Here is a 23,997-nt window from a genome sequence, read left to right as displayed (position 1 = left end):
TTACCAGAGGGGTGCACGCTCCGGGACGTTTCCGCGCCGGTTCCGCCCCGGCTTCGCCCGGACTCCCAGATGTCAGGGGCGCCCCACGCCGCGCAGCAGGCCGAAGAACGCCTCGCGCTCGCTGGCGAGCGTCGACTCGGGACCGGTCACCTTGAAGAACCAGGGACCGCCCTCGCCTTCGACGACCGCACCCAGGAGGCGGAAGCCCGGCTGTGGCGTCGCGGGCCCGCTCCCCATGTTCGAGGGCAGGAGGGTGCCACGGGCGTCGATCCAGGTGACCTGGAACTCCCCCGCGGCAAAATCGCCGCGCTCGGGGGAACTACCTTTGGCCTGTTCGACCTGCCCGAGCCAGCGCTCGAAATTCGCTTCGACGCCGCCGCCCTGGCCGGCACCGAAGTGGAAGACCGCCAGTTCGCCGGGCCCGGCCTCGCCCGGCACCACCGCTTGCGCGAGCCGCATACCCGAGGACGGCTGTTCCCGCCGCCAGGTTGCGGGCAACTCGAATCGGAAGGTCGCCGTGGTGACGGTCGAGCCCTCCGCGGCGAGCGCCTTCTCCCCGCCGCCGCCGCCGTGCGGCACGCCCGCGGCGGGCGCCGCTGGGGCTGCCGGCGCGGCTTTGGCGGCTTCCCCGGCCTTCACGGCTTCCGATGACCCCGGCCGGTCACAGGCTAGCGTGACGAGGAGGAAACCGGCCGCGAGGCCCGTAAGGGTCTGTCGTCGTGAACGTGAGATTCGTCGATTCCGTGTCATGGACGTCGCTCCCTGTGAGAAGTCATCTCCTGCCCGCCGGCGGGAGTTGCGCGGCAGGCTGCCGCCCAGTCCCGGGGCCGCTCTTCAACTCGTCGAGGCGCGCCTTGGCGCGCAGAGTGTCGGCGTGATTCGCGCCGCTGCGGCGGAAGAGGAGCTCGTACGCCGCCCGCAGCTCGGCCTCGGCCGCCGTGCGCTCGCCGAGGCGCAGCAGGGTCTCGCCCAGGAGCAGGTGCGCCTCGCCCGACGCCGCGCTGCTTCCGCGCCCGGCCCGCTGCCAGAGGGCCAGCGCCTCCTCGAAGCCCCGCCTTGCATCGGCGAGGTTGCCTTCGGCGAGGTCGACGCGCGCCAGCACGAAGGCCGGGAGGACTTCGTGCGGGCTGCGCTCTTCGCCGGGCGCGATCCGGGCTTCCGCCTCTGCCACCTCGGTCGCCACCCGTCGCGCCTCGGCGAGGCTCGGACCGTCGCCGACCGCGAGGAGTGCCTGGGCGAGGTGGAGCCGTGTGACGGTGAGCTCGTAACGCGGCGCCGACGAGCCGAGCGCCAGCATGCGCTCGAGGCGCTGCCGCAGGAGCGCGACCGCCTCACCTGGGCGGCCGGTCGCGAGCAGGAGGTTTCCCAGATCGATCCTCGCGGCGCTCACCGCATGCTCGCCGGCGCGCTCCGCCGAGCTCTGCTCCAGCCGGATCGCTTCGCGAAGCTCGATCTCCGCCTCCGGGTAGCGTTGGGCCGTGCGCAGTACCGCGCCGAGCAGGGCCCGTTGGTTGCGGACCTCGGCGCTCTCGGGACCGGCCCGGCGCAGACTCGACTCCAGGACCTCGCGGCGCAGGGCGATCCCGTCGTCGATCCGGCCGCGGTGTTCGAGCACGAGGGCGAAATCGATCTGGACGCTGGCGAGCCTCGGATGGTCCGGGTCGAGCGCCCGGAGGACCGCGATCGCGGCGTCGAGATCGGACTGGGCGCCGCCGAAGTCGCCACCCTGCATGCGGGCGAGAGCCCTCGCCTGGAGAGCACTCGCCCGCGCCGCGCTCTCCGGGCCGAGTGTCTCGGCGAGGCTGGCGAGTGCCGCCTCGGCGGCGGCGAGCGCTGTGGCGGGGTGGCGCAGGTGGAGCTCGACATGGGCGCGCTCGACATCGAGCAGGGCGCGGGTGACCGGATTCACGGCCGGAGAGCGCTCGAGCAGCTCGCGGGCGCCCGCGATCCGCCCGGCGGCCTCGGCGGCGCGATCGCTGAAGCGCAGCGCCTGGCTCGCGGCTAGCAGTGCGCGCACCGCCTCGCGGTCGCCGGGACCGAGCTCGCGCGCCAACACGACGTAGGCCCCCTCGGAGAGCGCGAGCGCCTCGGCATGGCGCCGCTGCGCGTTCAGATTCCGCCCCAGCGCCGCCGCGGCGCGGGCGACGGCGAGCCCCGGGCGACCGCCAGCGCCATCTTTGAGGCGTGCGAGCCGCGCGAGGGCTCCGCGCAGCTCGCGCTCCCCGGCCGGGAGATCCTCGCGCGCGGTGGCGATCTCGCCCACGAGAGCCTGGCTCGTTGCCGCGAGAATCGAGTCGTCGCCAGCGCTCGCCCGAGCGAGATCGAGACTGCGCTGCGCCAGGCGCTCGGCCTCGTCGTAGCGGTCGAGCGCCAGCCAGGCGCGGCTGAGGGCGGCGTAGAGCTCGGCCGCGATGCGCGGCTCGGTGGCAAGCTCGGCCTCGACCCGCGCTGCGCCGTCGGCGAGGAGGGTTGCCGCCGAGGCGTCGCGGCCGGGACCGAGGTCGGGATCGAGACTGCCGAAGATCGAGGCCAGGAAATCGCGCACCCGCGCCGTGCGCTCGCTCTCGATCCGGGTGGCGCGCGCCTGCCAGAGCGCGGCGGCCGCACCGACGGCGAGCGCCAGCGCCACGAGCAGCGCCGCCGCCACCGCGACGCGATGCCGGCTGACGAACTTCTTCGTCCGATAGCCGAGCGTGTCCGGGCGCGCGGAAACCGGGCGCCCTGCGAGAAAGCGCTCGAGGTCGTCGGCGAACGCCGCCACGGTGCCGTAGCGGCGCTCCGGTTCGCGCTTCAACGCCGTGAGTGCGATGGTGTCGAGGTCGCCCTTGAGGCGATGGGCGAGACGCGCCCGGGAGAGGCCCGCGATGACCATCACCGCGCCACCGCCTCCCTCGGCCGTGGTCAGTCCGGAGGTGCGGCGCACGCGGCTCGAAGGGCGTTCGATCGTCTCGCGTGAGATCTCGTCGGCGAGCCCCTCGGGGGTCGGCGAACGCCGCGCATGCGGCAGCTCGCCGGTGACCAGCTCGTAGAGCAGCACGCCGAGCGCGTAGACGTCGGTCGCCACCGTGACCGCTTCGCCGTAGATCTGTTCCGGCGCGGCGTAGGCCGGCGTCAGGGCGCGCACATCGCTCCTCGTCAGCTGCGGGTCGTTCTCCGGCTCGAGGAGCTTGGCGAGGCCGAAGTCGAGCAGCTTCGGCTCGCCCGAGTTGGTGACCAGGATGTTCGACGGTTTGAGATCGCGGTGCACGACGAGACTGCGGTGCGCGGCGTCCACGGCGCGCGCGACTTCGATCACCAGTCGCAGGCGGGCGGCGAGCGCCAGCCCGCGCGAGCGGGCGTAGACGGTGATCGGTTCGCCGTCGACGCGTTCCATGGCGAACCAGGGCCGGCCGTCGGGCGCCACGCCGCCGTCGAGGAGACGGGCGATCGCGGGGTGCTGAAGGCGGGCGAGCACCTGACGCTCGCGGCGGAAGCGGGCCGCGATCTCGAGGCTCGAGACGCCGGAGCGCACCAGCTTCACCGCCGCGCGCTGGGTGAAGCCGCCCTCGACCCGCTCGGCGGACCAGACTTCGCCCATGCCACCGGCGCCGAGCCTGGGGCCGAGCTTCCAGGCCCCCAGGCGCTCGGGTGGTGCGTGGCCGGGCTCGTCGCCCAGCTCCCCAGACAGCAGCTGCCGGCCGGCAGCGTCGGCGACTTCGCCGCGCAGCTCTTCGATCGGACCCTGCTCTTCGGCGTCGAGCGCCAGCATCCGGGCGACCTCGGCGGCGAGCGCGGGGTCGTGCGCCGCGAGCGCCGCGAGTCCGGCCGCGCGGCCGGCCTCGTCGAGGTCGCAGAGCGCCGAGAAGTGACGCGCGCGCAAGAGCGCCGGGCTCTCGGCCTCACTCATGGGCGGCGGGATCGTCCGGATCGGAAGCGGCCGACGCTGGCGCTGGCTCGGATAGCTCGGATGGCTCGGCTGACTGCGGCGCGCGCCGCGCCAGGCGCACGAGGTTCACGCCGTTCACCATCAGGTGGGCGACGATCGCGCCGCCCAGCGGACCGCGCAGCGCGACGAGGGCGCCCAGGGCGAGACCGCCGGCGAGCGCGAACAGCGTCCAGATGCGGAAGCCCTTGCCGGGGCCAGCATGCATCAGCGCGAAGAGCACCGCCGCCGGCAGGAAGCCGATGGCACCCTGCAGCGCGCCGCGAAAGAAGAGCTCCTCGGCGACCGCCGAGATGAGCGCGAGCGACACCGCCTCGGCGACCGAGAGCGGGGCGAGGAGCGCCGCGAGCTCGTCCTCGAGGCTCCTCGCCGCAGCGAAGAAGCGCCGCAACGCCCACCAGAGCGCGAGTAGCGCCGCGCCGATCGCGACGCCGGCGCCGAGGTCGATCCACCAGCTCCCGGGGTCGACGAAGAGCTCGATCCCCAGGCGACCGCGCTGAGTGCCGATCCACAGGAGCCCGGCGATCGCCAGGGCGAGATAGAAGATCCACGCGATGCGGTAGAACTTCGCGCCGACGCGGCTCTCCTCTGCGTCGGCGCTCATCGCTTCCTCTGCGGCAGGACTTCCTCGTCCGCCGCCGCTTCGGCGCGCTCGCGTTCGCGCTCGCGCTTCCAGTAGGCGTCGAAGTCCTCGCCCGGGGCGATCTTGCCGATCACGCTCTTCGCCCACTTCGGCGGCGCCGCGTCGGCGCTCGCCTCAGCCTGCGCTCCGCTCTTTCCGGAGAACAGCCCGCCGATGTCGGTGATCGTCTTCAGGCCGCCGAACACCCAGAAGAAGGAACCGGGCTTGTCGAGCCAGATGACGAGCCCCATCCCGAAGATGATCGCGACATGGACCAGCACGACCCGCCCCATGGCGCTCTGCACCTGCACTTTGAGCCGGGCGAACGGCCACTCCCTGAGCGAGAAGAGATCGAACACCAGACCGCCGACCTGGAAGAGCGCCATGCCGGCAAGGCCGAAGAGCAGGTCTTCCTTCGCCGGCCAGCTCTTCACCACAGCGCCGAGGATGATGGCGAGGAAGAGGCCGTGCGCGAGGGTGAAGACGAGGCTGCCGGTCAGATACTCGGAGAGAAACGATTTCCATTGCGTCTTCGCCCGCCCGGAACGCGGCGCGCGCCGCGACGAGGGTGAGCTCTCGCCCGAGTTGACCTCCACCCCGAGCTGCCCGCGGTAGTGCCCGCGCTTTCCCGTCATCCGCCGGTGCTGCACGATGCGCACGGCGTTCGCCGCCGTGCCGATGAGCGTCTCGCACCAGTAGAGCGCGAGCCCCGTCCCGGTCGACCAGCCGGCGAGCATCACCCCGCCGACCGGCACCGCATTCACCCCCAGCACCCGCAACAACCCCCCGAATTTCATTCCGCAGATCCTGCCACGGAGTGGGCGTTGCGCGGCTGCCGGGCGAGTATCGCCCGCGGCGCGCCCGGACGCGCGCTGCTAGAGTCCGATGCGATGTACGACCGGCTGGAGTCTCCCGACAGGTTCGACCATGGGCGCCCGCCGCGGGTGGGGGTGTTGTTGTCGAACCTCGGGACGCCGGATGCGGCGACGCCGGGGGCGTTGCGGGTCTATCTCAAGGAGTTCCTCTCCGATCCGCGGGTGATCGAGCTGCCGCGGTGGAAGTGGCTGCCGATTCTGCACCTCTTCATTCTGACGACGCGGCCGAAGATGTCGGCGGAGCTCTACCGCAAGGTCTGGACTCCCGAGGGGTCGCCGCTCCTCGTCACGGCCCAGCGCCAGCGGGCGGGGATCGAACAGCGCTTGCGAGCGCGAGTTGGCGATCAGGTCGCGGTCGCGCTCGGTATGCGCTACGGCAACCCGTCGATCGCCAAGGCGCTCGCCGAGCTCGCCGCGGCGGGCTGCCGGCGCATCCTCGTCCTGCCGCTCTATCCACAGTACGCCGCCGCCACCGCGGGCTCGACCTTCGACGCCGTCTTCGCGGAGCTCACCCGGACCCGCTGGGTGCCGGGCCTGCGCACCATCGAGACCTACCACGACGAGCCGGGCTACATCGCCGCGCTCGCCGCGAGCGTGCGCGAACGCTGGCAGGCCGAGGGCCCTCCGGAGAAGCTCCTGATGTCGTTCCACGGCATGCCGCAGCGCTACTTCGACGACGGCGATCCGTACTTCTGCTACTGCCAGAAGACGGCGCGGCTCCTCGCCGAAGCCCTCGCGCTGCCGGCCGATCGCTGGCAGCTCTCCTTCCAGTCGCTCTTCGGCAAGGAGGAGTGGTTGAAGCCGTACACCGACCGCACTGTCGAGGCGCTCGCGAAGCAGGGCGTGCGGTCTCTCGACGTCATCTGTCCCGGCTTCTCCGCCGACTGCCTCGAGACGATCGAGGAGATCGATCAGCTGAATCGCGAGATCTTCGTCCATCACGGCGGCGAGCGCTTCCGCTTCCTCGCCTGTCTCAACGAGCGCGACGATCATCTCGACTTTCTGACGGACCTCGTGGTGCGACAGTTGGCCGGCTGGGTCGACGCCGCGAGCGCCGGCGCCGCGGCAAGCAGCGCCGCGGCATCCAATACCGCCGCGGAAACCGCCCGCCGGGCAGGGGCGATGAAGGCGCGGCCGGCCGGCTGAGCGGTGGCTCTCCCACCCTGTGGGGCAGTCTTTCTCCGCGGTGACAGTTCCATGACAATTCCCCCGAAATGCGCTGCTAGAAACGCGACATGGACGCCATCGGACTCGTCGGTCTGACCTTCAGAACGCAGGGCGCGGACGCGGTCGCGCGCTTCACCGTCGCCCGCGAAGCGCGCGAAGCGGCGGTCGCGAACCTGGCCGCCCAGCTGGGTGTCTCCGAGCTCGTGTACCTCGCGACCTGCAATCGCGTCGAGATCCTCTACCGCGAGAAAGACGGCCGCCGCGCCGGCGATCGGCGCCGCGACGTCTTCCGCGTGCTCGCCGGCCAGGAGCCGCAGCCGGGCGAGGCCGAGCATCTGCTGCGCGGCTGGCACGGCGAGGGCGCCGTCGAGCACCTGTTCGTCGTCGCCGCCGGACTCGACTCGGCGCAGGTCGGCGAGCGCGAGATCCAGGGGCAATTGCGCGATGCGCTCGAGACGGCACGCGGTGCGGGTTCCGCCGGCGCCGCCGGCGGCCTCCTCGGACGGCTGGTCGAAGAGGCGCTGCGCGTCGCTCACCAAGTGCATCGCAACTCGGCGCTCGGCGAGGGCCGCCTGTCGCTCGCCGAAATCGCCGCCGACCATCTGCTCGAGCGCGTGCGGCGCTCGCCCGGCCGCGTGGCGCTCATCGGCGTTTCGCCGATGACCAGGAAGTGCGGCGAGGCGCTGGCGAGAGAGAACGTGCCGCTGGTGGTCGTCAACCGCACCCTCGAGCGCGCCGAAGAGTTGGCCTACGAGCTCGGCAACGCCGTCGCCATGAGCCTCGACGACTTCCGCGCCCGTCCGCCGCGCATCGAGGCGCTGGTCGCCGCCACCGGCGCCCCGGAGTGCGTCCTCGACCGCCCCTGCCTCGAACGTCTCGCGGCGCGCAGCGAGAGTGGTGAGCCGCTGCTCGCCGTGGACCTCGCCGTGCCGGCGGACATCGACCCGGCAGCGGCGCGCGCCGTGGGCATCGAGCGCCTGGGGATGGACGAGGTCAACCGCGAGGCCGACGCGCAGCGCTCGCGCCGCCAGGCCGAGACCGCCGCGGCGCGCGAGCTGGTCGACGCGGCGCTCGACGAACTGCGCCACCGCCTCGCCGAGCGCGTGCTGTCGCCGGTTCTGGCGCGCATCCACCAGCGCTATCGCCAGACTGCGGCGGAGGGCATCGAACGCCTGCTCGCCAAGGAGGGCGCCGGCTTCGACGCCCGCCAGCGCGAGGCGCTCGGGCGCTGGGCCGAGACCCTCGCCAAGCGGCTCGCCCACCTGCCGACGGTCGGCCTGCGCGGCCTCGCGAGCGAGCTCGGAGTCGAGGCGGTCGGGAGCTTCCTCGCCGCCGGCGACGCCGAGCTCTTCCGCGAGTTCAGCGACATCGCCGGCGCCCTCGATCCGCTGGCAGACAGTTCAGAAGCGCCCGAGATGCCCGCTATGCGAGCGATGGAGACCCGACGATGAGCGCCACCCTGCCGCCCGAGACCCGAGAGACCCCGACCGATTCCGCCGGCCCGCGCTCGCGCGCCCTGTTCGAGCGCGCCAAGGCCGTCATCCCCGGAGGCGTCAACTCGCCCGTCCGTGCCTACCGCGCGGTCGGCGGCACGCCGCTCTTCCTGGCGAAAGGCGAGGGCGCCCATTTCGAGGACGCCGACGGCCGACGCTACCTCGACTTCGTCTGCTCGTGGGGTCCGCTGATCCTCGGTCACGCTCATCCGGAGGTCCTGGCGGCGGTCGCCGCCGCCGCCGGAAGCGGCATGACCTTCGGCGCGCCGTGCGCCGGCGAGATCGACCTCGCCGAGGCGGTCGTCGCGCGCTACCCCGGCCTCGAGCAGGTGCGCTTCGTCTCCTCCGGCACCGAGGCGACGATGAGCGCCATCCGTCTGGCGCGCGGCGCCACCGGCCGCGATCTCATCGTCAAGTTCGCCGGCTGCTACCACGGCCACGCCGATCACCTCCTGGTCTCCGCCGGTTCCGGGCTGGTGACTTTCGGGCGGCCGAGCTCCGCCGGCGTCCCGGCGCCGTTCGCCGGGCTCACCCGCGTCCTGCCGCTCGACGACGAGGCGGCGCTCGACGCGCTCTTCGCCGCCGAGGGCGACCAGATCGCGGCAGTGATCGTCGAGCCGGTGCCGGCCAACAACGGCCTGCTGCTCCAGCGCCCCGAGTTTTTGCGCCACCTGCGCGACTTGACGGCGCGCGCCGGCACCCTGCTCATCTTCGACGAGGTCATCAGCGGCTTTCGGGTGGCGCGCGGCGGCGCCGCCGAGCTCTACGGGATCACGCCCGATCTCGCGACCTTCGGCAAGATCCTCGGCGGCGGCATGCCGGTGGGAGCGTTCGGCGGGCGGCGCGATCTCATGCGGCATCTCGCCCCCGAGGGCGCTGTCTACCAGGCCGGCACGCTCTCCGGAAATCCGGTGGCGATGGCGGCCGGCGTCACGACGCTCGCCATCCTCGAGCGCGAGAAGGCCTGGTCGCGGCTCGAGGAGCTCGGCCGGCATCTGGAAACTGCCCTCGCGCCCGCGCTCGCCGGCGCCCCCTTCCCGGTGCAGCTGGTGCGGCAGGGCTCGCTCTTCTGGATGAGCCTCCAGGCGGGGGTACCGCCGCGCCGTGCCGACGCCATCGACTCCGGCGCCGCTCCGCTCTACAAGCGGATCTTTCACGGCCTGCTGGCGAAGGGCATCGCGCTCGCCCCTTCGGCCTACGAAGTCGGTTTCCTCTCGCTCGCGCATCGCCCGGAAGATCTCGACCGCCTGGCGGCGGCGCTCGGCGAGATCTTCGCCGGTCCCGACGGAGCTCGTGGCTGAGCGATGACTCTGAGTCACAACCGCAAGCGCGCGCTGCGTATCGCCTTCATCGCGATCCTGGTCTTCTCGGCCGGCGAGGTGGTGTGGTGGATGCTCGATCAGCGCCGCATGGTGCGCCGCGAATCCGAGCGCATCGCGGCTCTGCACGACGGCAACCGGCAGGCCGCCGAGCGTATGCTCGCCGACGGCGTCTCGCCGGACCGCGTCGCGGGGTACTTCCCGGCGCTCGAGGTCCACCCGCATCGGGTCGCCGTGCCGCCCAGCGCCTACGCCGAGATCGAAGGGGAGCATGCGCGGCGGCTGCGCCAGTACCTCTGGGAGGGTGCCTTCTTCCTCGTCGTGCTCGGCGGCTGTGTTGCGGTGATCAGCCGGACGCTCTCCGCCGAGGCCCAGCTGCGCCGCCGCCAGCAGAACTTCATCGCCGCGGTGACCCACGAGCTGAAGAGCCCGATCGCCAGTCTCCAGCTCGCCGCCGAGACGATCGCGCTGCGGCGCCCCGAACCGGCGAAGCTCGACGCGCTGGTCAAGCGCATGCGCGGCGACATCCGTCGGCTCGAAGAGATGGTCGGTCGCATCCTCGATACCGCCACTCTCGAGGCCGGGCGGCCGCACCTGCGCAAAGAGCGCCTGCCACTCGACCGCCTGGTGGCGGGGGTCGCCGAGGAGTTCGCCGAGCGCGCCGCCGAGCACGGCGTCCGCTTCGCGCAGCAGATTCCCGCCCGCCTCGAGATCGCCGCCGACCCGGCGGCGGCGAAAACGGTCCTGCGCAATCTGATCGACAACGCGCTGCGCTCCTCCACGGCGGCAGGCAGCCAGGAGATCCGACTCGTCGGCCGGGCGCACGGCAGCTTCGTCGAGCTCGAGGTCGCCGACGACGGCGTCGGCTTCGAACCGGCGCTGGCCGAGAAGCTGTTCGAGAAGTTCTATCGCCCGGGGGACGAGCTGCGGCGCACCAGCAAGGGCACCGGCCTGGGCCTCTACGTCGTGCGCCGTTTCGTCGAGCTCGAGCGCGGCTGGGTGACCGCCGCCTCGCCCGGCCCCGGCTGCGGCGCGACCTTCACCGCCGCCTGGCCGGCGGCGACTCCGGATGCCGCCGATGACGCAGCTGGCGCAGATAGGTGCGAGGAGGAATCGTGAGCGAGCCGCGCGCCATTCTGGTGGTCGAAGACGAAGAGCATCTCGCCCAGGGCATCGCCGAGAACCTCGAGGCCGAGGGCTATCGCGTCTCGATCGTCGGCGAGGGCCGGGCTGCGCTCGAGATGATCCGCCGCGGCGGCCACGACCTGATCCTCCTCGACGTCATGCTTCCGGGGCTCGACGGTTTCACGATCTGCGAGACGGCGCGTGCCGAGGGCGTGCAGACGCCGGTGCTCTTCCTGACCGCGAAGTCGAGCGTCGACGACCGCGTGCAGGGGCTCGAGGCCGGTGGCGACGACTACCTGCCGAAACCGTTCCACCTGCAGGAGCTGCTGGCGCGCGTGAAGACCATTCTGCGGCGCTGGAGCTGGTACGAGCGCGCCACCGCGGGCGCCGCGCAGGTGTTGCGCTTCGGCGGCAACGAGTTCGACTTCGGGAGCCTCCAGGGGCGCTCGTGGGACGGCACTCTCCAGCCGCTGACGCAGAAGGAGGCGGTCATCCTCAAGGTGCTCGCCGAGCGCGTCGGCGAGGTCGTCTCGCGCGAGGAGCTGCTCGACAAGGCCTGGGGCTACGAGCTCTTTCCGTCGACCCGCACGGTCGACAATTTCATCGTCCGGCTGCGCAAGCGCTTCGAGCGCGACCCGCAGCAGCCGCAGCACTTCCATACCGTGCGCGGCGTCGGTTATCGCTTCACCGTTCAGGGGGAATCGTCGTGAACCGTAAGCTCCGCATCGGCACCCGCGGCTCCGAGCTCGCGCTCTGGCAGGCTCATCATGTCGCGGGCCTCCTCGCGCGCCTCGAGGGCGCGCCCGGAATCGAGATTCTGGAGATTCGCACCGAGGGCGACCATGTCCTCGACCGCCCGCTTTCCGAGGTGCCCGGCAAGGCGTTCTTCACCAAGGAGATCGAAGAGGCGCTCGCCGCCGGCCATGTCGACCTCGCGGTGCACAGCCTGAAAGACCTGCCGACGGAGCTCCCTCCCGGGCTCGCGGTCGCCGCGGTGCTCGAGCGCGAAGACCCGCGCGACGTCTGGATTGCCGCGGGCGGGGCCGCCGGGGCCGGTTTCACAACGCTGCCGGCCGGCGGCAGGGTCGGCACCAGCAGCCTGCGACGGCGCGCGCTGCTCGCCCGCTATCGCCCCGACCTCGAGCTCGTCGACCTGCGCGGCAACGTGCCGACGCGGGTGCGCCGGGTCGAGGAGGGCAAGTACGACGCGATCATCCTCGCCGCCGCGGGAGTCAAGCGGCTCGGCCTCGAGCGCCACATCACCGAGTTTCTGCCGCTCGATCGCTTCCTGCCGGCGGTGGCGCAGGGGGCGGTCGCGGTCGAGATCCGCAGCGGCGATGACGCCACCCGCGGCTGGGTGAGCCAGCTCGACCATCCGCCGACCCAGCGCGCGACCGCCGCCGAGCGCGCCCTCCTTTCGACGCTCGAGGGCGGCTGCCAGGTACCGGTGGGCGCCCTCGCGACCCTCGCGGGCGAGCTGCTCACGCTCCGCTCCGAGGTGGTGTCGGTCGACGGCAGCCGTTACGTCTCCGGCCGGCGAAGCGGCCCCGCTTCCGATCCGGAGGCTCTCGGGCGGGCGCTCGCCGGGGAGCTCATCGCGGGCGGCGCGGCGGAGATCCTGGCGGCCATTCGCCGCGCCGGAGACGCCAAGCCGTGAACCCGCCTGGCCCACTCTCCGACCTCGGCGTCGTGGTGACCCGCGACGAACCGCCCGGCGGTCCGCTCGCCATTCGGTTGGAGAGCGCCGGCGCGCGCGTGCTGCACTGGCCAGGGGTGGCGCTCGCGCCGCCGTCCGATCCCGCGGCACTCGCCGCCGGGCTCGCGGCGCTCGAGGGCTTCGACTGGCTCGTGCTCACCAGTGCGCACGCCGTCGAGGCGGTGGCCGAACGCCGTGCCACGCTGCCACCGGACCTGCGGGTCGCCGTCGTCGGCGCCGCGACTGCCGCTGCGGCGCGCGAGCACGGCTGGCGCGTGGATCGCACGCCGCAGGAGTTCCAGGGCGAGGCGCTGCTCGCGAGCTTCGCCGAGACTCCGGGCGGGCTCACCGGCCGGCGCCTTTTCTTTCCGGCCAGCGATCGCGCCGCCGCGACGCTCCCGGACGGTCTCACCGCGCTCGGCGCCGATGTGGTGCGCGTCGAGGCCTATCGCACCACCGACGCGCCGGTCGACGCCGCGACGCTCGCCGCCCGTCTCGAGGCGGTGGCCCGTGGAGAGGTCGATGTCGTCACCTTCGCTTCGCCGTCGGCGGTCGATGGTCTCGCCGGAGCGCTCGGCGAGCCGGCCCTCGGCCGGCTCCTCGACCGGAGCGCCGTGGCCGTCATCGGCCCGACGACCGCCGGAGCGCTCGCGCGCCGCGGCCGCACCGCGGACGCCGTCGCCGATCCGGCCACGCTCGACGGCCTGGTCGCGGCGGCCGCTCTCGCTCATGCCCGCTTTACTGAAAGGAATCCGACATGTCGTTGCTGACTCAACGCCCGCGCCGTCTGCGCGCCAACGCCGCCTGGCGGTCGATGGTCGCCGAGACTTCGCTCTCCGCCCGCGACTTCGTCTATCCGCTGTTCGTCATCGACGGCGAGAACGTGGTGAATCCGATCGCCAGCATGCCCGGCGTCGCGCAGCTCTCGATCGACAGGCTGGTCGAGGAGTCGCGCCGCGCCCACGCGCTCGGCGTGCCGGCGGTCATCCTGTTCGGCATCCCCGACCACAAGGACGCACAGGGCAGCCCCGGTTACGACCCCGAGGGGATCGTGCCGCGCGCCATCCGGGAGCTCAAGAAGGAGATCCCGACGCTCCTCGTCTGGGCCGACGTCTGCCTCTGCGAGTACACCAGCCACGGCCACTGCGGCCTGCTGACCGCCGCCGGAGAGGTGGACAACGACGCCACGCTGCCGCTTCTGGCGCGCGCCGCGGTCGCCTACGCCCGGGCCGGCGCCGACGCGATCGCCCCCTCCGACATGATGGACGGACGGGTCGGCGCGATCCGCGAGGCGCTCGACGAGGCCGGTTTCGAGACCCTGCCGATCGTCTCCTACGCCGCCAAGTACGCCTCCGGTTTCTACGGCCCGTTTCGCGACGCCGCGCAGTCGGCGCCGGCGTTCGGTGACCGGCGCGGCTACCAGATGGATCCGCCCAACGCCGACGAGGCGCTGCGCGAGGTGGCGCTCGACATCGAGGAGGGGGCCGACATCGTGATGGTGAAGCCGGCCGGCGCCTATTTGGACATCATCTGGCGGGTAAAGGACACCTTCCGCATGCCGACCGCGGCCTACCAGGTGTCGGGCGAGTACAGCTGCATCAAGGCGGCCGTCGAGCGCGGCTGGATCGACGAGCGTCGCGTGGCGCTCGAGAGCCTGATCGCCATCAAGCGCGCCGGCGCCGACATCATCCTCACCTACTATGCGGTGCAAGCGGCGGAGTGGCTCGCCGAGGACGCCAGATGACCGTCGACGTGAGCGCCCCATCGCCGGTGCCACCCTTTCTCGCCGCCTGCAAGCGCCAGCCGGTCCCGCACACGCCGATCTGGATCATGCGCCAGGCCGGGCGCTACCTCCCCGAGTACCGGGCGTTGCGCGCCAAGCACGACTTCCTGACCATGGTGCGGACGCCCGAGCTCGCGGTCGAAGTGACCCTGCAGCCGGTGCGACGTTTTGCTCTCGACGCGGCGATCCTGTTCAGTGACATCCTGACGCCGCTCGACGGCCTCGGTCTCGGTCTCGAGTTCCATCCCGCGCCGGTCTTCTCGCAGCCTCTGCGGACGCCCGCGGCGATCGACGCGCTCCGTCTGCCGCCGCCGCAGGAGAACGCCGCCCAGGTCTTCGCGGCGATCCGCGGCCTGCGGGCGGCGCTGCCCGCGCAGACGCCGCTCATCGGCTTCGCCGGCGCGCCGTTCACGCTCTACTGCTACCTGGTCGAAGGGCACGGCTCGAAGGGCTTCTTCGTCGCCAAGAGCTTCCTGTTTCAGGAGCCCGAGGCCGCCGACCGGCTGCTCGACAAGCTCGCCACGCAGACGGTCGCCTATCTCACCGCCCAGGCCGAGGCCGGCGCGCAGGCGCTGATGATCTTCGACTCCTGGGCGGGGATCCTCTCTCCCGAGGCCTACGCCCGTCATGCGCTGCCGGCCGTCCGGAAGGTCCTCACCGGCCTCGCGCCGCTCGGGTTGCCGCTGATCTATTTCCCCAACCAGGGCTCGACGCTCCTCGACCAGCTCCCCGGCCTGCCGCTCGACGTCGCCGGCATCGACTGGCGGCTGCCGCTGTCACGCGCCCGCGCTATTCTGGGTCCCGACATCGGCGTGCAGGGGAACCTCGATCCGGCGGCGCTCATGGCACCGCCGGCGGAGCTCCTCCGGCTCGCCGACCGGGTGCTCGCCGCGGCGGGCCCGGCGCCTGGGCACATCTTCAACCTCGGCCACGGCATCGAGCCGGTGACCGATCCCGACCAAGTCGCGCGACTGGTCGACCATGTGCACGCGCGCACCGAGACCGGTGCGACCGCTGCGACCTTGAGTGGCTCCGGGGGGAGACCATGACGACACGCATCGCGATTCCGGACCCCGAGGTGGTGCAGCGCTTCGACCGCCCCGGCCCGCGGTATACCTCGTACCCGACCGCCGTCGAGTTCCACGACGGCGTGGGTGCGAGCGTCTATCGCGAGCACCTGGCGAAGGCCAACCGTGAGCACGCCGGTGAGCCGCTCAGCCTCTATGTCCACATCCCGTTCTGCGCCAAGCACTGCAGCTACTGCGGCTGCCACGTCATCTCGACGCCGAAGCGCGAGGTCGCGGCGCAGTATCTCGACTACCTCGGCCGCGAGCTCGAGCTCGTCGCGGGCCTGCTGCCCGAGCGCCGCAGGTTGATCCAGATGCACTGGGGGGGCGGAACGCCGACCTACCTCGAGCCGGCGCAGCTCGAGCAGCTTTTCGGCCTGGTCGCTCGCCACTTCGAGCTCCTGCCGGACTCCGAGCGCGCCATCGAGGTCGATCCCCGGGTCACCACGACGGCCCATCTCGAGGCGCTCGCCGGACTGGGCTTCAATCGCCTGAGCTTCGGCGTTCAGGACTTCACCCCCGAGGTACAGGAGGCGATCGGGCGCGGCCAGACCTTCGAGCAGACGAAGACGCTGATGGAGAGCGCCCGGAGAGTCGGGTTCGCCGATGGCATCAACCTCGATCTGGTCTACGGCCTGCCCCTCCAGACCGAGGCGACCTTCCGCGACAGTCTCGACCGGGTGACCGAGCTCCGCCCCGACCGGCTGGCGATCTACTCCTTCGCCTTCGTGCCGTGGATCCGCCCGAACCAGAAGAAGATCGACCAGGCGGCGCTGCCCGCTCGCGAGGCCAAGATGGCGCTCTACTTCGCGGCGCTCGAGAAGCTCCTCGACGCCGGCTACGAGCCGATCGGCATGGACCACTTCGCGTTGCCCGGCGACGAGCTGGCGCGCGCGGCGCGCGCCGGGCGGCTCGACCGGAACTTCATGGGCTATACCGTGAAGCCCTCGAACGCCATGATCGCCTTCGGCGTCTCCGGAATCGGCGAGGTCGAAGGCGGCTTCTTCGCCAACGAGAAGAAGCTGTCGCGCTACTACGAGGCGCTCGATGCCGGGGAGCTCCCCGTGGAGCGTGGCTACCGGCTCGACGCCGACGACCGGATCCGCCAGTTCGTCATCCGCCAACTGATGTGCAACTTCCGGGTGGACAAGGCCGCGGTCGCGAAACGCTTCGGAATCGACTTCGACGCCTACTTCGCGGAGTCGCTCGCAACCCTGGATGAAGTCGAGGCCGAGGGCTTCGTCGTGGTCGACGCTGCGGCGGTCACCGTGCAGCCGTCGGGGCGGCTCTTCGTGCGCAATGTCTGCATGGCGTTCGACCGCTATCTGGCGGCCAAGCGCGAGGCCAACCGCCCGGTCTTCTCGCGCACGGTCTGAGCTGGCGCCAGCCACGCGCATGGAGGCCTCGGGATGAAGCGGATCGTCGTCGTCGGCGGGGGAATCGCCGGGCTGGCCACGGCGTACGAGCTCCGTGAGCGCGCCGCGCGCGTCCCCGGCGGACTGGACGTCCGCCTGGTGGAGGCCGCGCCGCGCCTCGGCGGGAACCTGCGCACCGAGCGCGACGGCGCCTACCGCGTCGAGTGGGGACCGAACGGCTTTCTCGACAACGTTCCCGAGACGCTCGACCTCGTGCGGCGGCTCGGCCTCCAGAACGACCTCTGCCCATCGGACGCTGCCGCCGCGCGCCGCTTCCTCTTCCGCAACGGCCGCCTCCATCTTCTGCCTTCCGGCCCCGGGAGCTTCCTCACCTGCCCGGTGCTCTCGCTCGCCGGGCGCCTGCGGGTCCTCGGCGAGCCGTTCGCAGCGCAGCATCCCGGCGGCGACGAGACGGTCTATGAGTTCGCACGCCGGCGGATCGGCGCCGAGGCGGCGCATGTCCTGGTGGGTGCAATGGTCTCCGGCGTCTTCGCCGGTGACGCCCGCCAGCTCTCGCTCGCCAGCTGTTTCCCGAAGATGGCCGAGATGGAGGCGAAGCACGGCGGGCTGGTGAAGGCGATGCTCGCCAAGCAGCGCGCCCGCGGCGCCGCGCGGCGCCAACTCGCGGAGCTTCGCGCCCGCGGAGAGGACGCCCCGGAGATGGAGCGTCCGGGCGGCCCGGTCGGCCCCGCCGGCCGCCTGACCTCGTTCCGCGGCGGCATTCAGACCTTCACCGACGCCCTCGCAACAGCTTTGGGCGCGGCGGTCGAGAGCGGCCGCGCCCTCGAGCGTCTGGGGAGGATCGACGGGCGCGATGGTTCGACACGGCTCTGGCGGCTCGACTTCACCGGCGGCGAGCTGCTCGAGGCGGACGAAGTCGTGCTGGCCGTGCCCGCAGCGCAGGCGGCGCCGCTCGTCGCGCCGCTCGACGAGGTGCTGGCGGCCACCCTGCGTGCCATCCCCTCGGCCGGGCTCGCGGTCGTGGCGCTCGCCTACGACGCGGCGACGTTCCGGGCCCGCGCGCTCGGACAGGCCGCTGGGGCGCCCAACGGCTTCGGCTTCCTCGTGCCGCGCGATCCAACTGGAGCCGGGCCGCGGATCCTCGGGGCGCTGTGGGATTCGAGCGTCTTTCCCGGCGAAAGAGCCCCCGCGGGCAAGGTCCTGCTGCGGGTGATGATCGGCGGGGCGCTCGACGCCGAAGCTGTCGGCCTGCCCGAGGACGAACTGCTGCGTATCGCCCGCGCCGACCTCGCGCGGACGATGGGGCTCGAGACGACGGTGGCGCCCGAGCGCCACTGGCTCTTCCGTCACCACGTCGGTATCAGCCAGTACACCGTCGGCCACGCGGCGCGGCTGGCGGCGATCGCCGGGCTCCTCGCGCCGCTCGCCGGCCTGCACGTCGCCGGGCAGTCGTACTTCGGGGTCAGCATGAACGGCTGCTGCGAACAGGCGGCGCGCTTCGCCGAGGAGCGCATCTCGCTGCTCGAGCGGGCGACCGATTGAGGGTTCTCGTCGCCGGCTGCGGCGATCTCGGCGCCGCCCTCGGCCTCGAGTTGGCCGCCGCGGGCGACGAGGTGTTCGGCCTGCGCCGGAGCCCGCAAAGCCTTCCGGGCGAGATCCGCCCCCTCGCCGCCGACCTCTGCGACCCGGCAACCCTCCGCGACCTGCCAGCGGTCGACGCCGTCATTTACGCGGCAGCGGCGGACCAGTCGACCGCGGAGGCGTACCGCCGCGCCTACGTCGACGGCGTGCGCCACCTGATCGCGTCCCCGGCCGTACAGCGCTCGCCACCTCGGCGTTTTTTTTTCGTTTCGAGCACCGCCGTCTACGCCCAGGACGGTGGCGAGTGGATCGACGAGAGCTCGCCCGCGGAGGCGGCGCATTTCCGCGCCCGGCTGCTGCTCGAAGGCGAGGCCATGGTCAATGCGGCGACCGCGCCGGAGACGGCGGCGATCGTCCTCCGCCTCTCCGGCATCTACGGCCCGGAGCGCACGCGCCTCCTCGACCTGGTGCGCTCTGGTCGCGCCACCTACCCGCCCGGCCCGCCGCGCTACGCCAACCGCATCCACCGCGACGACGCCGCGGGCGCCCTGGCCCACCTGCTGCGGCTGCCGTCTCCGGCGCCGCTCTACCTCGGTGTCGACGACGCCCCGGTCGATCTCGCCGAAGTCCTCACCTTCCTCGCCGTCGAGCTCAGCGCACCGCTGCCGCGCCTCGAGGAGGAGCCGAATCCCCCAGGGGTGGCGAGCCCCGAGCGCACCAGCAAACGCTGCTCGAACGCCCTGCTGCACGCGACCGGCTATCCCTTCCGTTACCCCACCTACCGCGAAGGCTACGGCGCGCTGCTGGGTACTCTCCGGCAGTAGGAGTTTCGCCCCTGGGCCGGTGGTTGCCTGCTGGTCGTGCGACACTGTCCACCGGAGGACGCCATGGTCCGCAAGACGCTTTTCTCGAGTGCGCTTTTCGTTGTACTTGCAGCCGCCGCGCCGGCCTCCCCGACCGCGGAGGTTCGCGGGACAGCGCGGCTCCTCGCGCCGGAGGCTTCGGTGGTGGTGCTCAAGGCCGCTGTGACCCTTCCCGTCGTGGCCCTCCCGGTCGCTGCCGGGGAGCCGGTCGCAAAGGGCACGGTGCTGGTAGAGCTCAAGCTCGAGAAGATCGAGCGCGAGCTCCGCCAGCTGCAGAAGGACCTGCGCACCATCCAGGCTGAGAAGCGAAACCAGGCCAGCAACAAGGAGGTTCAGCGCGGCGGCGGCTCGACGCTCTCTCAAGGTCCGAGCCGCGGTGTCGAGACGGACCTGGCGATCCAGGAGGCGGACGCGATGCGCGACATGCTCGAGGTGCAGACCAGACTCTCGATCGCCGAGCCGCGCGCCCCGGAGGACGGCTATCCTGTGCGAAACTTCTACGCCGCGGGCGCCGAGGCCAAGCGCAGGAAACCGCTGGTGAGCTTCGTTGCGGCGACCCAGACAGCGCTCACGGTGACGCTCGAAGAGGGTGCGGCCGCAGATTTTCCTCCCGGGGCCGAGGTCACTGTGACCTCGGGCGCCGACGCCGCCCTGCGCTTTCGCGCCACGGTGGTCAGCTCCGCCGCCAGCGCGGCAAGCGGCGGGGTCGAGCTCGCGCTGCGTCCGCTCGAGCTCCCTTTCCTCGCCCTTGATCGACCCGCGGAGGTCGTCGTCACGCCGGCGCGGCGCGCCGCGCCTTGACACACTTACAAACTGTAAGTAACCTGTCTTCATGATTCTCGACCTGCTCGGCCACAAGGACTACCTGCGGATTCTCATTGCGCTCGAGGGGGCGCCGCAGCGGTTCACCGAGATCCAGAAATTGCTCGATCTCAACCCGGCGCAGGTCGATCGTGCCTTGACCTTCCTGCGCAAGGGGCTCTGGGTCGTGCCGCGGACGCTGCCGGCGGAGTCGGGTCCGCTGCGGGTGGAGTACCGGCTGGGGAAGCGGGGTGCGGCGTTTCTCGCCTCGTTCGAGCGCTTCCGCGCCGACATCGCGCTGCAGGAGCGGCAGCTGGGCCGGGCCGAAGTCCAAGAGCTTCAGAGTCTCTCGCGCTAGGCGCCTGGCGCGCGCGATGGCGGTCATTTTTCTGCTGGGTCCCGGCATGTGGGCGGCGCACGACGCGGCGCGCCCGGAACCCCCACCCATGGCCACGCGGCGCCGGCTCGCGGCGATCCTCAACGCCGGCGGGCATCGGGCGTTCCTGATGGAGGATGATCCTGATCGCGCCGGCGAGGATCTGATTGAGAAGTTCGATCGTCTGTTGCGCAGCGGCGCGACCGACGTCCTCCTTTACTGGCCGCCGTTGGCGAAGATGCAGACCACCTACGACGAACTGATCCTGCTCTGCGACCGCAGAGAGCTCCTGCAGCAGCTCGGGATCGTCATCTGGGTCCTGCACCACGTGAAGGTGGCAGCGATCGCTGCCGGAACGTTCCGGATCCTCGAAAAAGGCGGCCGCAGCCGCTACCTCACCGCGGTCGCCGGACTCGGCGTCCAGCCCCTGGAGTGGGAGACGGACGCCGACCTCGACGACCGGGTGCGCCTGCTCGCAGCCGAGCTCGACTAGGTGTCCCCGCCTTCCTCGCCGGCGGGCTACGGCGCGCTGCTCGCAGCTCCCGCGCCGGAAGGCTGAAGGCCCGCCCGCGGCGTCGGTCTGGGCCCAGGGAGTAACATAGCGGCGCTCCCGGGAGGCCGCCATGATCTGTCGCCAGTTCGCGCAGAGCTTCGCTTTCTCCGTCGTCGCGCTCGCCGCCGGGAACCTCGCGGCTCAGGCGCCGGCCGAATCGCCCCCGGCGGAGCCCGAGACCGCCATCTCCGGCGTCGCCCGACTGCGGGTTCCGACAGGCGGCTTCACCGCTCTCAAGACCGTGGAGACTCTGCCGGTGCGCGCCCTTCCGGTCGCCGCCGGCGAGCCGGTGCGCAAGGGCGCAGTGCTGGTCGATCTCGATCTTGCGAAGCTCCAGCGCGAGCTCGACGAGACCAGCAGGGAGCTCCGGCTCCTGCAGGACGAGGCCCGGCGCCGCGTCAGTGGGCGCGAAAGCCGCAGCGCCTCGGAAGAGCTCGACCTCGTCATGCGACAGGCCGACGCCCAACGCGACCTGGTGACGATCCAGACGGGTCTCTCCACGGCTCTGCCGCGGGCGCCCGGGGACGGCTACGTCGTGCGGTTCTTCTATGCCGTGGGTTCGGAGGCCAAGCGCCGCAAGCCGATCCTCGAGTTCGTCGCGGCCGGAAAGACCGCGCTCGGACTCGCTTTGCCGGCGGCGGCCGCAGCTCGGCTGCCGGCCGAGCTCGCGCCGGGGACGGTGGCGACGATCGTCTCGAGCGAGGACCCGGCGCGGCGCTTTCGCGCCGCAGTCGAAAGCCGTGTCGCGGCCGCCGGCGGCGGCGTGGAGCTCGCGCTCCGCCCGCTCGAGCTGCCGTTCCTCGCGCTCGATCGCCCGACGATGGTCGCGCTCACGCTCGAGCCCTGAAGCCGCCGGACGGGCCGGCTATTCGAGCGTGCCCTGCGCTTCGTCCTCTTCGGGCGGGAGTTCCACGAGGCCTTCCGGGTCGTCGTCGCGCTCGAGGACTTTGGCGATCGCCACCAGGCGGTCGTCACCTTCGAGGTTGATGAGGCGGACGCCTTGCGTCGAGCGGCCGATCTCGCGGATGCCGTCGACCGCGGTGCGGATGATCATCCCCTCCTGGGTGATGAGGATCAGCTGGTCGCCCGGCTGCACCTGGACGATGCCGACCACCGGCCCGGTCTTGGTCCCGACCTTGAGGTTGATCACACCGAGGCCGCCGCGGCCCTGCTCGCGATACTCGCCGATGGGGGTGCGCTTGCCGACGCCGCGCTCGGCGGCGGTGAGGATGGCGCCCTCCTTCTCGAGCGCCTCCATGCCGATCACCCGGTCGCCCTTGCGCAGCGAGATGCCGCGCACGCCCGCCGTCGCCCGGCCCATCGGCCGGCAGTCGGACTCCGGAAAGCGGATCGACATGCCGTCGGCGGTGGCCATGAAGAGGTGCTTGCTGCCGTCGGTGTTCTTGACCGAGAGGAGCCGGTCGCCCTCGTCGAGGTTGATCGCGATGATGCCGCCGGCGCGGGGGTTGCCGTACTCGGAGAGCGCCGTCTTCTTGATCGTCCCCTTCTCGGTGGCGAAGACCAGGTAGCGGTCGGAGGCGAAGTCACGCACCGCAATGGTGGTGGCGATGGCGTCGCTGCCCTCGAGATTCAGCAGGTTGATGATCGCCTTGCCCTTGGCCGCCGGCCCCGCCTGCGGGATGTCGTAGACCTTGATCCAGAAGACCCTTCCGGATTGGGTGAAGACCAGGACGTAGCTGTGCGCCGAGGCGACGAAGAGATGCTCGACGAAGTCGCCGTCCTTGGTCGTCATGCCGGTCCTGCCCTTGCCGCCTCTTCCTTGAGCGCGGTAGAGCGAGAGCGGCGAGCGCTTGACGTAGCCGGAGGAGGTGACGGTGATCACCATGTCCTCGTCGGCGATCATGTCCTCGATCGAGATCTCGTGGGTCTCCGGGATGATCTCGGTGCGGCGCACGTCGCCGAAGCGGTCGCGAAGCTCGAGGACCTCCTTGCGGATCTCCTCGAGGAGCAGCTTGTCCGAGGCGAGGATCGCCCGGAGCTTCTCGATCAGCTGCATCAACTCCTTGTACTCATCGACGATCTTCTGGCGCTCGAGGCCGGTCAACCGCTGCAGGCGCATGTCGAGGATCGCCTCGGCCTGCGGCTGGGTGAAGCCGAAGTTCGCCATCAGGCGCTCCTTGGCCTCCGGCGGATTGGCGCTCTGGCGAATCGTCGTGATCACCTCGTCGAGGTGATCCAAGGCCTTCAAGAGGCCCTCCAAGATGTGGGCGCGCTCTTCGGCCTTCCTCAGGTCGTAGCGGCTCCGCCGGATGATCACGGTCTTCCGGTGGTTCAGGAAGTGGCGCAGCATCTCGACCAGCGTCAGGACTTTCGGCTGGTTGTCGACGATGGCGAGGAAGATGATGCCGAAGGTCGACTGCATCTGGGTCATCTTGTAGAGCTGGTTCAAGATGACCTCGGGCACTTCGCCGCGCTTGACCTCGATGACGATGCGGATACCGTCGCGGCTCGACTCGTCGCGCAGGTCCGAGATCCCTTCGACGCGCTTCTCGCGCACCAGCTCGGCGATCTTCTCGATCAGCCGCGCCTTGTTCACCTGGTAGGGGATCTCGGTGACGATGATCGCCTGGCGCTCGCCGCCGCGCTTGGTGGTCTCGACGCCGGCGCGGGCGCGCATCTGGATGATGCCGCGGCCGGTCTCGTAGGCGGTGCGGATGCCGGTAAGCCCATGGATGAAGCCGGCGGTCGGGAAGTCGGGGCCCGGGATCGCCTGCATGAGCTTGTCGAGCGGCGTCTCGGGGTCGTCGATCAGCATGATGAGGGCGTCGCAGACCTCGCCGAGGTTGTGCGGCGGGATGTTGGTCGCCATGCCGACGGCGATGCCGGAGCCGCCGTTGATGAGCAGGTTCGGGACCTTGGCCGGGAGGACGAGCGGCTCCTTCTCGGTGCCGTCGTAGTTCGGCCCCCACTCGACGGTCTCCTTGTCGATGTCGTCCTTCAACATCTCTTCGGCCAACTTGGTGAGCCGGACCTCGGTGTAACGCATCGCCGCCGGGCTGTCGCCGTCGATCGATCCGAAGTTGCCCTGGCCGTCGACGAGGAGGTAGCGCAGCGAGAAGTCCTGCGCCATGCGCACGACCGTGTCGTAGATCGCCGAGTCGCCGTGCGGGTGGTACTTACCCATCACGTCTCCGACGATACGGGCCGACTTCTTGTACGGCTTGGTCGAGGTATTCCCCGCCTCGAACATCCCGTACAGCACCCGCCGGTGCACCGGCTTCAACCCGTCCCGCACGTCCGGCAGGGCTCTGCCGATGATCACGCTCATCGCGTAATCCAGGTAACTCCTCTTCATCTCCTCTTCGATATCGACCTGCACCGGCCGCTCGAAAGGAAGCATCGTGTTCTCGGTCATTC

21 protein-coding genes are annotated in these 23,997 nt (G+C 71.3%); 16 read left to right on the top strand and 5 right to left on the bottom strand.

Going from position 1 to position 23,997, the window contains the following annotated elements; all coding sequences use genetic code 11:
• Positions 1-72: 72 nt before the first annotated feature.
• From KBI44_15240 to KBI44_15225, 4 genes are all read right to left on the bottom strand, one after another.
• Positions 73-639 (bottom strand): hypothetical protein, encoded by a 567-nt coding sequence (locus tag KBI44_15240; GenBank protein ID MBP9145836.1) that lies wholly within the window; start codon positions 637-639, stop codon positions 73-75.
• A 133-nt stretch (positions 640-772) separates the two neighbouring features.
• On the bottom strand, positions 773-3,886 hold the full coding sequence (locus KBI44_15235) for a serine/threonine protein kinase (GenBank protein MBP9145835.1): 3,114 nt from the start codon (positions 3,884-3,886) through the stop codon (positions 773-775).
• Positions 3,879-4,526 carry a CPBP family intramembrane metalloprotease gene (locus KBI44_15230; GenBank protein MBP9145834.1) on the bottom strand — a complete coding sequence of 216 codons (648 nt, stop codon included), beginning with the start codon at positions 4,524-4,526 and terminating at the stop codon, positions 3,879-3,881. Before KBI44_15230 ends, KBI44_15235 begins: the two co-directional genes overlap by 8 nt.
• A complete protein-coding gene (locus KBI44_15225) occupies positions 4,523-5,341 on the bottom strand; it encodes a hypothetical protein (GenBank protein ID MBP9145833.1) in 819 nt (272 codons plus the stop codon). Before KBI44_15225 ends, KBI44_15230 begins: the two co-directional genes overlap by 4 nt.
• Before the next feature lie 93 nt (positions 5,342-5,434).
• Here KBI44_15225 and KBI44_15220 point away from each other — a divergent pair, with 93 nt between their 5' ends.
• The 16 genes from KBI44_15220 to KBI44_15145 all read left to right on the top strand — a co-directional run bounded on the left by KBI44_15220 (position 5,435) and on the right by KBI44_15145 (position 21,466).
• Positions 5,435-6,565, top strand: coding sequence for a ferrochelatase (locus tag KBI44_15220; protein MBP9145832.1), 1,131 nt, complete (start codon positions 5,435-5,437; stop codon positions 6,563-6,565).
• 89 nt (positions 6,566-6,654) lie between these two features.
• On the top strand, positions 6,655-8,037 hold the full coding sequence (locus KBI44_15215) for a hypothetical protein (protein MBP9145831.1): 1,383 nt from the start codon (positions 6,655-6,657) through the stop codon (positions 8,035-8,037).
• On the top strand, positions 8,034-9,380 hold the full coding sequence (gene hemL / locus KBI44_15210) for a glutamate-1-semialdehyde 2,1-aminomutase (protein ID MBP9145830.1): 1,347 nt from the start codon (positions 8,034-8,036) through the stop codon (positions 9,378-9,380). The genes KBI44_15215 and hemL overlap by 4 nt, the downstream gene beginning before the upstream one ends.
• A 3-nt stretch (positions 9,381-9,383) precedes the next feature.
• On the top strand, positions 9,384-10,517 hold the full coding sequence (locus KBI44_15205; protein MBP9145829.1) for a HAMP domain-containing histidine kinase: 1,134 nt from the start codon (positions 9,384-9,386) through the stop codon (positions 10,515-10,517).
• On the top strand, positions 10,514-11,233 hold the full coding sequence (locus KBI44_15200) for a response regulator transcription factor (GenBank protein ID MBP9145828.1): 720 nt from the start codon (positions 10,514-10,516) through the stop codon (positions 11,231-11,233). Before KBI44_15205 ends, KBI44_15200 begins: the two co-directional genes overlap by 4 nt.
• On the top strand, positions 11,224-12,180 hold the full coding sequence (gene hemC, locus KBI44_15195; protein MBP9145827.1) for a hydroxymethylbilane synthase: 957 nt from the start codon (positions 11,224-11,226) through the stop codon (positions 12,178-12,180). The genes KBI44_15200 and hemC overlap by 10 nt, the downstream gene beginning before the upstream one ends.
• On the top strand, positions 12,177-12,989 hold the full coding sequence (locus KBI44_15190; protein MBP9145826.1) for a uroporphyrinogen-III synthase: 813 nt from the start codon (positions 12,177-12,179) through the stop codon (positions 12,987-12,989). The genes hemC and KBI44_15190 overlap by 4 nt, the downstream gene beginning before the upstream one ends.
• Complete coding sequence (gene hemB / locus KBI44_15185; protein MBP9145825.1) at positions 12,977-13,963, top strand: porphobilinogen synthase; 987 nt, start codon at positions 12,977-12,979, stop codon at positions 13,961-13,963. Before KBI44_15190 ends, hemB begins: the two co-directional genes overlap by 13 nt.
• Positions 13,960-15,051 (top strand): uroporphyrinogen decarboxylase, encoded by a 1,092-nt coding sequence (gene hemE, locus KBI44_15180; GenBank protein ID MBP9145824.1) that lies wholly within the window; start codon positions 13,960-13,962, stop codon positions 15,049-15,051. The genes hemB and hemE overlap by 4 nt, the downstream gene beginning before the upstream one ends.
• Entirely contained in the window at positions 15,048-16,445 is a 1,398-nt protein-coding gene (hemN, locus tag KBI44_15175; GenBank protein ID MBP9145823.1) for an oxygen-independent coproporphyrinogen III oxidase, read from the top strand. Before hemE ends, hemN begins: the two co-directional genes overlap by 4 nt.
• A 33-nt stretch (positions 16,446-16,478) precedes the next feature.
• Entirely contained in the window at positions 16,479-17,987 is a 1,509-nt protein-coding gene (gene hemG, locus KBI44_15170) for a protoporphyrinogen oxidase (protein MBP9145822.1), read from the top strand.
• Positions 17,984-18,850, top strand: a complete 867-nt coding sequence (locus KBI44_15165) for an NAD-dependent epimerase/dehydratase family protein (GenBank protein ID MBP9145821.1) — start codon at positions 17,984-17,986, stop codon at positions 18,848-18,850. The genes hemG and KBI44_15165 overlap by 4 nt, the downstream gene beginning before the upstream one ends.
• Positions 18,851-18,913: 63 nt before the next feature.
• On the top strand, positions 18,914-19,690 hold the full coding sequence (locus KBI44_15160) for a hypothetical protein (protein MBP9145820.1): 777 nt from the start codon (positions 18,914-18,916) through the stop codon (positions 19,688-19,690).
• Positions 19,691-19,721: 31 nt separating this feature from the next.
• Positions 19,722-20,048 carry a hypothetical protein gene (locus tag KBI44_15155; GenBank protein MBP9145819.1) on the top strand — a complete coding sequence of 109 codons (327 nt, stop codon included), beginning with the start codon at positions 19,722-19,724 and terminating at the stop codon, positions 20,046-20,048.
• Between the two features lie 16 nt (positions 20,049-20,064).
• Positions 20,065-20,559 carry a hypothetical protein gene (locus tag KBI44_15150; GenBank protein ID MBP9145818.1) on the top strand — a complete coding sequence of 165 codons (495 nt, stop codon included), beginning with the start codon at positions 20,065-20,067 and terminating at the stop codon, positions 20,557-20,559.
• Between the two features lie 130 nt (positions 20,560-20,689).
• Positions 20,690-21,466 (top strand): hypothetical protein, encoded by a 777-nt coding sequence (locus KBI44_15145; GenBank protein ID MBP9145817.1) that lies wholly within the window; start codon positions 20,690-20,692, stop codon positions 21,464-21,466.
• 18 nt (positions 21,467-21,484) lie between these two features.
• On the opposite strand, the gene gyrA is transcribed toward KBI44_15145, so the two are convergent.
• Positions 21,485-23,980 (bottom strand): DNA gyrase subunit A, encoded by a 2,496-nt coding sequence (gene gyrA, locus KBI44_15140; GenBank protein MBP9145816.1) that lies wholly within the window; start codon positions 23,978-23,980, stop codon positions 21,485-21,487.
• Between the last annotated feature and the right edge of the window lie 17 nt (positions 23,981-23,997).

It is taken from the genome of Thermoanaerobaculia bacterium, from assembly GCA_018057705.1.
GTDB lineage: Bacteria > Acidobacteriota > Thermoanaerobaculia > Multivoradales > JAGPDF01 > JAGPDF01.
This window is presented reverse-complemented; position numbering and strand designations above follow the sequence as displayed.

What these genes read in the sequence shown, in the direction of transcription:
- KBI44_15235 (MBP9145835.1), bottom strand. Translation starts at nt 3,886, where the DNA reads ATGAGTGAGGCCGAGAGCCCGGCGCTCTTGCGCGCGCGTCACTTCTCG.
- KBI44_15230 (MBP9145834.1), bottom strand. Translation starts at nt 4,526, where the DNA reads ATGAGCGCCGACGCAGAGGAGAGCCGCGTCGGCGCGAAGTTCTACCGC.
- KBI44_15225 (MBP9145833.1), bottom strand. Translation starts at nt 5,341, where the DNA reads ATGAAATTCGGGGGGTTGTTGCGGGTGCTGGGGGTGAATGCGGTGCCG.
- KBI44_15220 (MBP9145832.1), top strand. Translation starts at nt 5,435, where the DNA reads ATGTACGACCGGCTGGAGTCTCCCGACAGGTTCGACCATGGGCGCCCG.
- KBI44_15215 (MBP9145831.1), top strand. Translation starts at nt 6,655, where the DNA reads ATGGACGCCATCGGACTCGTCGGTCTGACCTTCAGAACGCAGGGCGCG.
- hemL (MBP9145830.1), top strand. Translation starts at nt 8,034, where the DNA reads ATGAGCGCCACCCTGCCGCCCGAGACCCGAGAGACCCCGACCGATTCC.
- KBI44_15205 (MBP9145829.1), top strand. Translation starts at nt 9,384, where the DNA reads ATGACTCTGAGTCACAACCGCAAGCGCGCGCTGCGTATCGCCTTCATC.
- hemB (MBP9145825.1), top strand. Translation starts at nt 12,977, where the DNA reads ATGTCGTTGCTGACTCAACGCCCGCGCCGTCTGCGCGCCAACGCCGCC.
- hemE (MBP9145824.1), top strand. Translation starts at nt 13,960, where the DNA reads ATGACCGTCGACGTGAGCGCCCCATCGCCGGTGCCACCCTTTCTCGCC.
- hemN (MBP9145823.1), top strand. Translation starts at nt 15,048, where the DNA reads ATGACGACACGCATCGCGATTCCGGACCCCGAGGTGGTGCAGCGCTTC.
- hemG (MBP9145822.1), top strand. Translation starts at nt 16,479, where the DNA reads ATGAAGCGGATCGTCGTCGTCGGCGGGGGAATCGCCGGGCTGGCCACG.
- KBI44_15160 (MBP9145820.1), top strand. Translation starts at nt 18,914, where the DNA reads ATGGTCCGCAAGACGCTTTTCTCGAGTGCGCTTTTCGTTGTACTTGCA.
- KBI44_15155 (MBP9145819.1), top strand. Translation starts at nt 19,722, where the DNA reads ATGATTCTCGACCTGCTCGGCCACAAGGACTACCTGCGGATTCTCATT.
- KBI44_15150 (MBP9145818.1), top strand. Translation starts at nt 20,065, where the DNA reads ATGGCGGTCATTTTTCTGCTGGGTCCCGGCATGTGGGCGGCGCACGAC.
- KBI44_15145 (MBP9145817.1), top strand. Translation starts at nt 20,690, where the DNA reads ATGATCTGTCGCCAGTTCGCGCAGAGCTTCGCTTTCTCCGTCGTCGCG.
- gyrA (MBP9145816.1), bottom strand. Translation starts at nt 23,980, where the DNA reads ATGCTTCCTTTCGAGCGGCCGGTGCAGGTCGATATCGAAGAGGAGATG.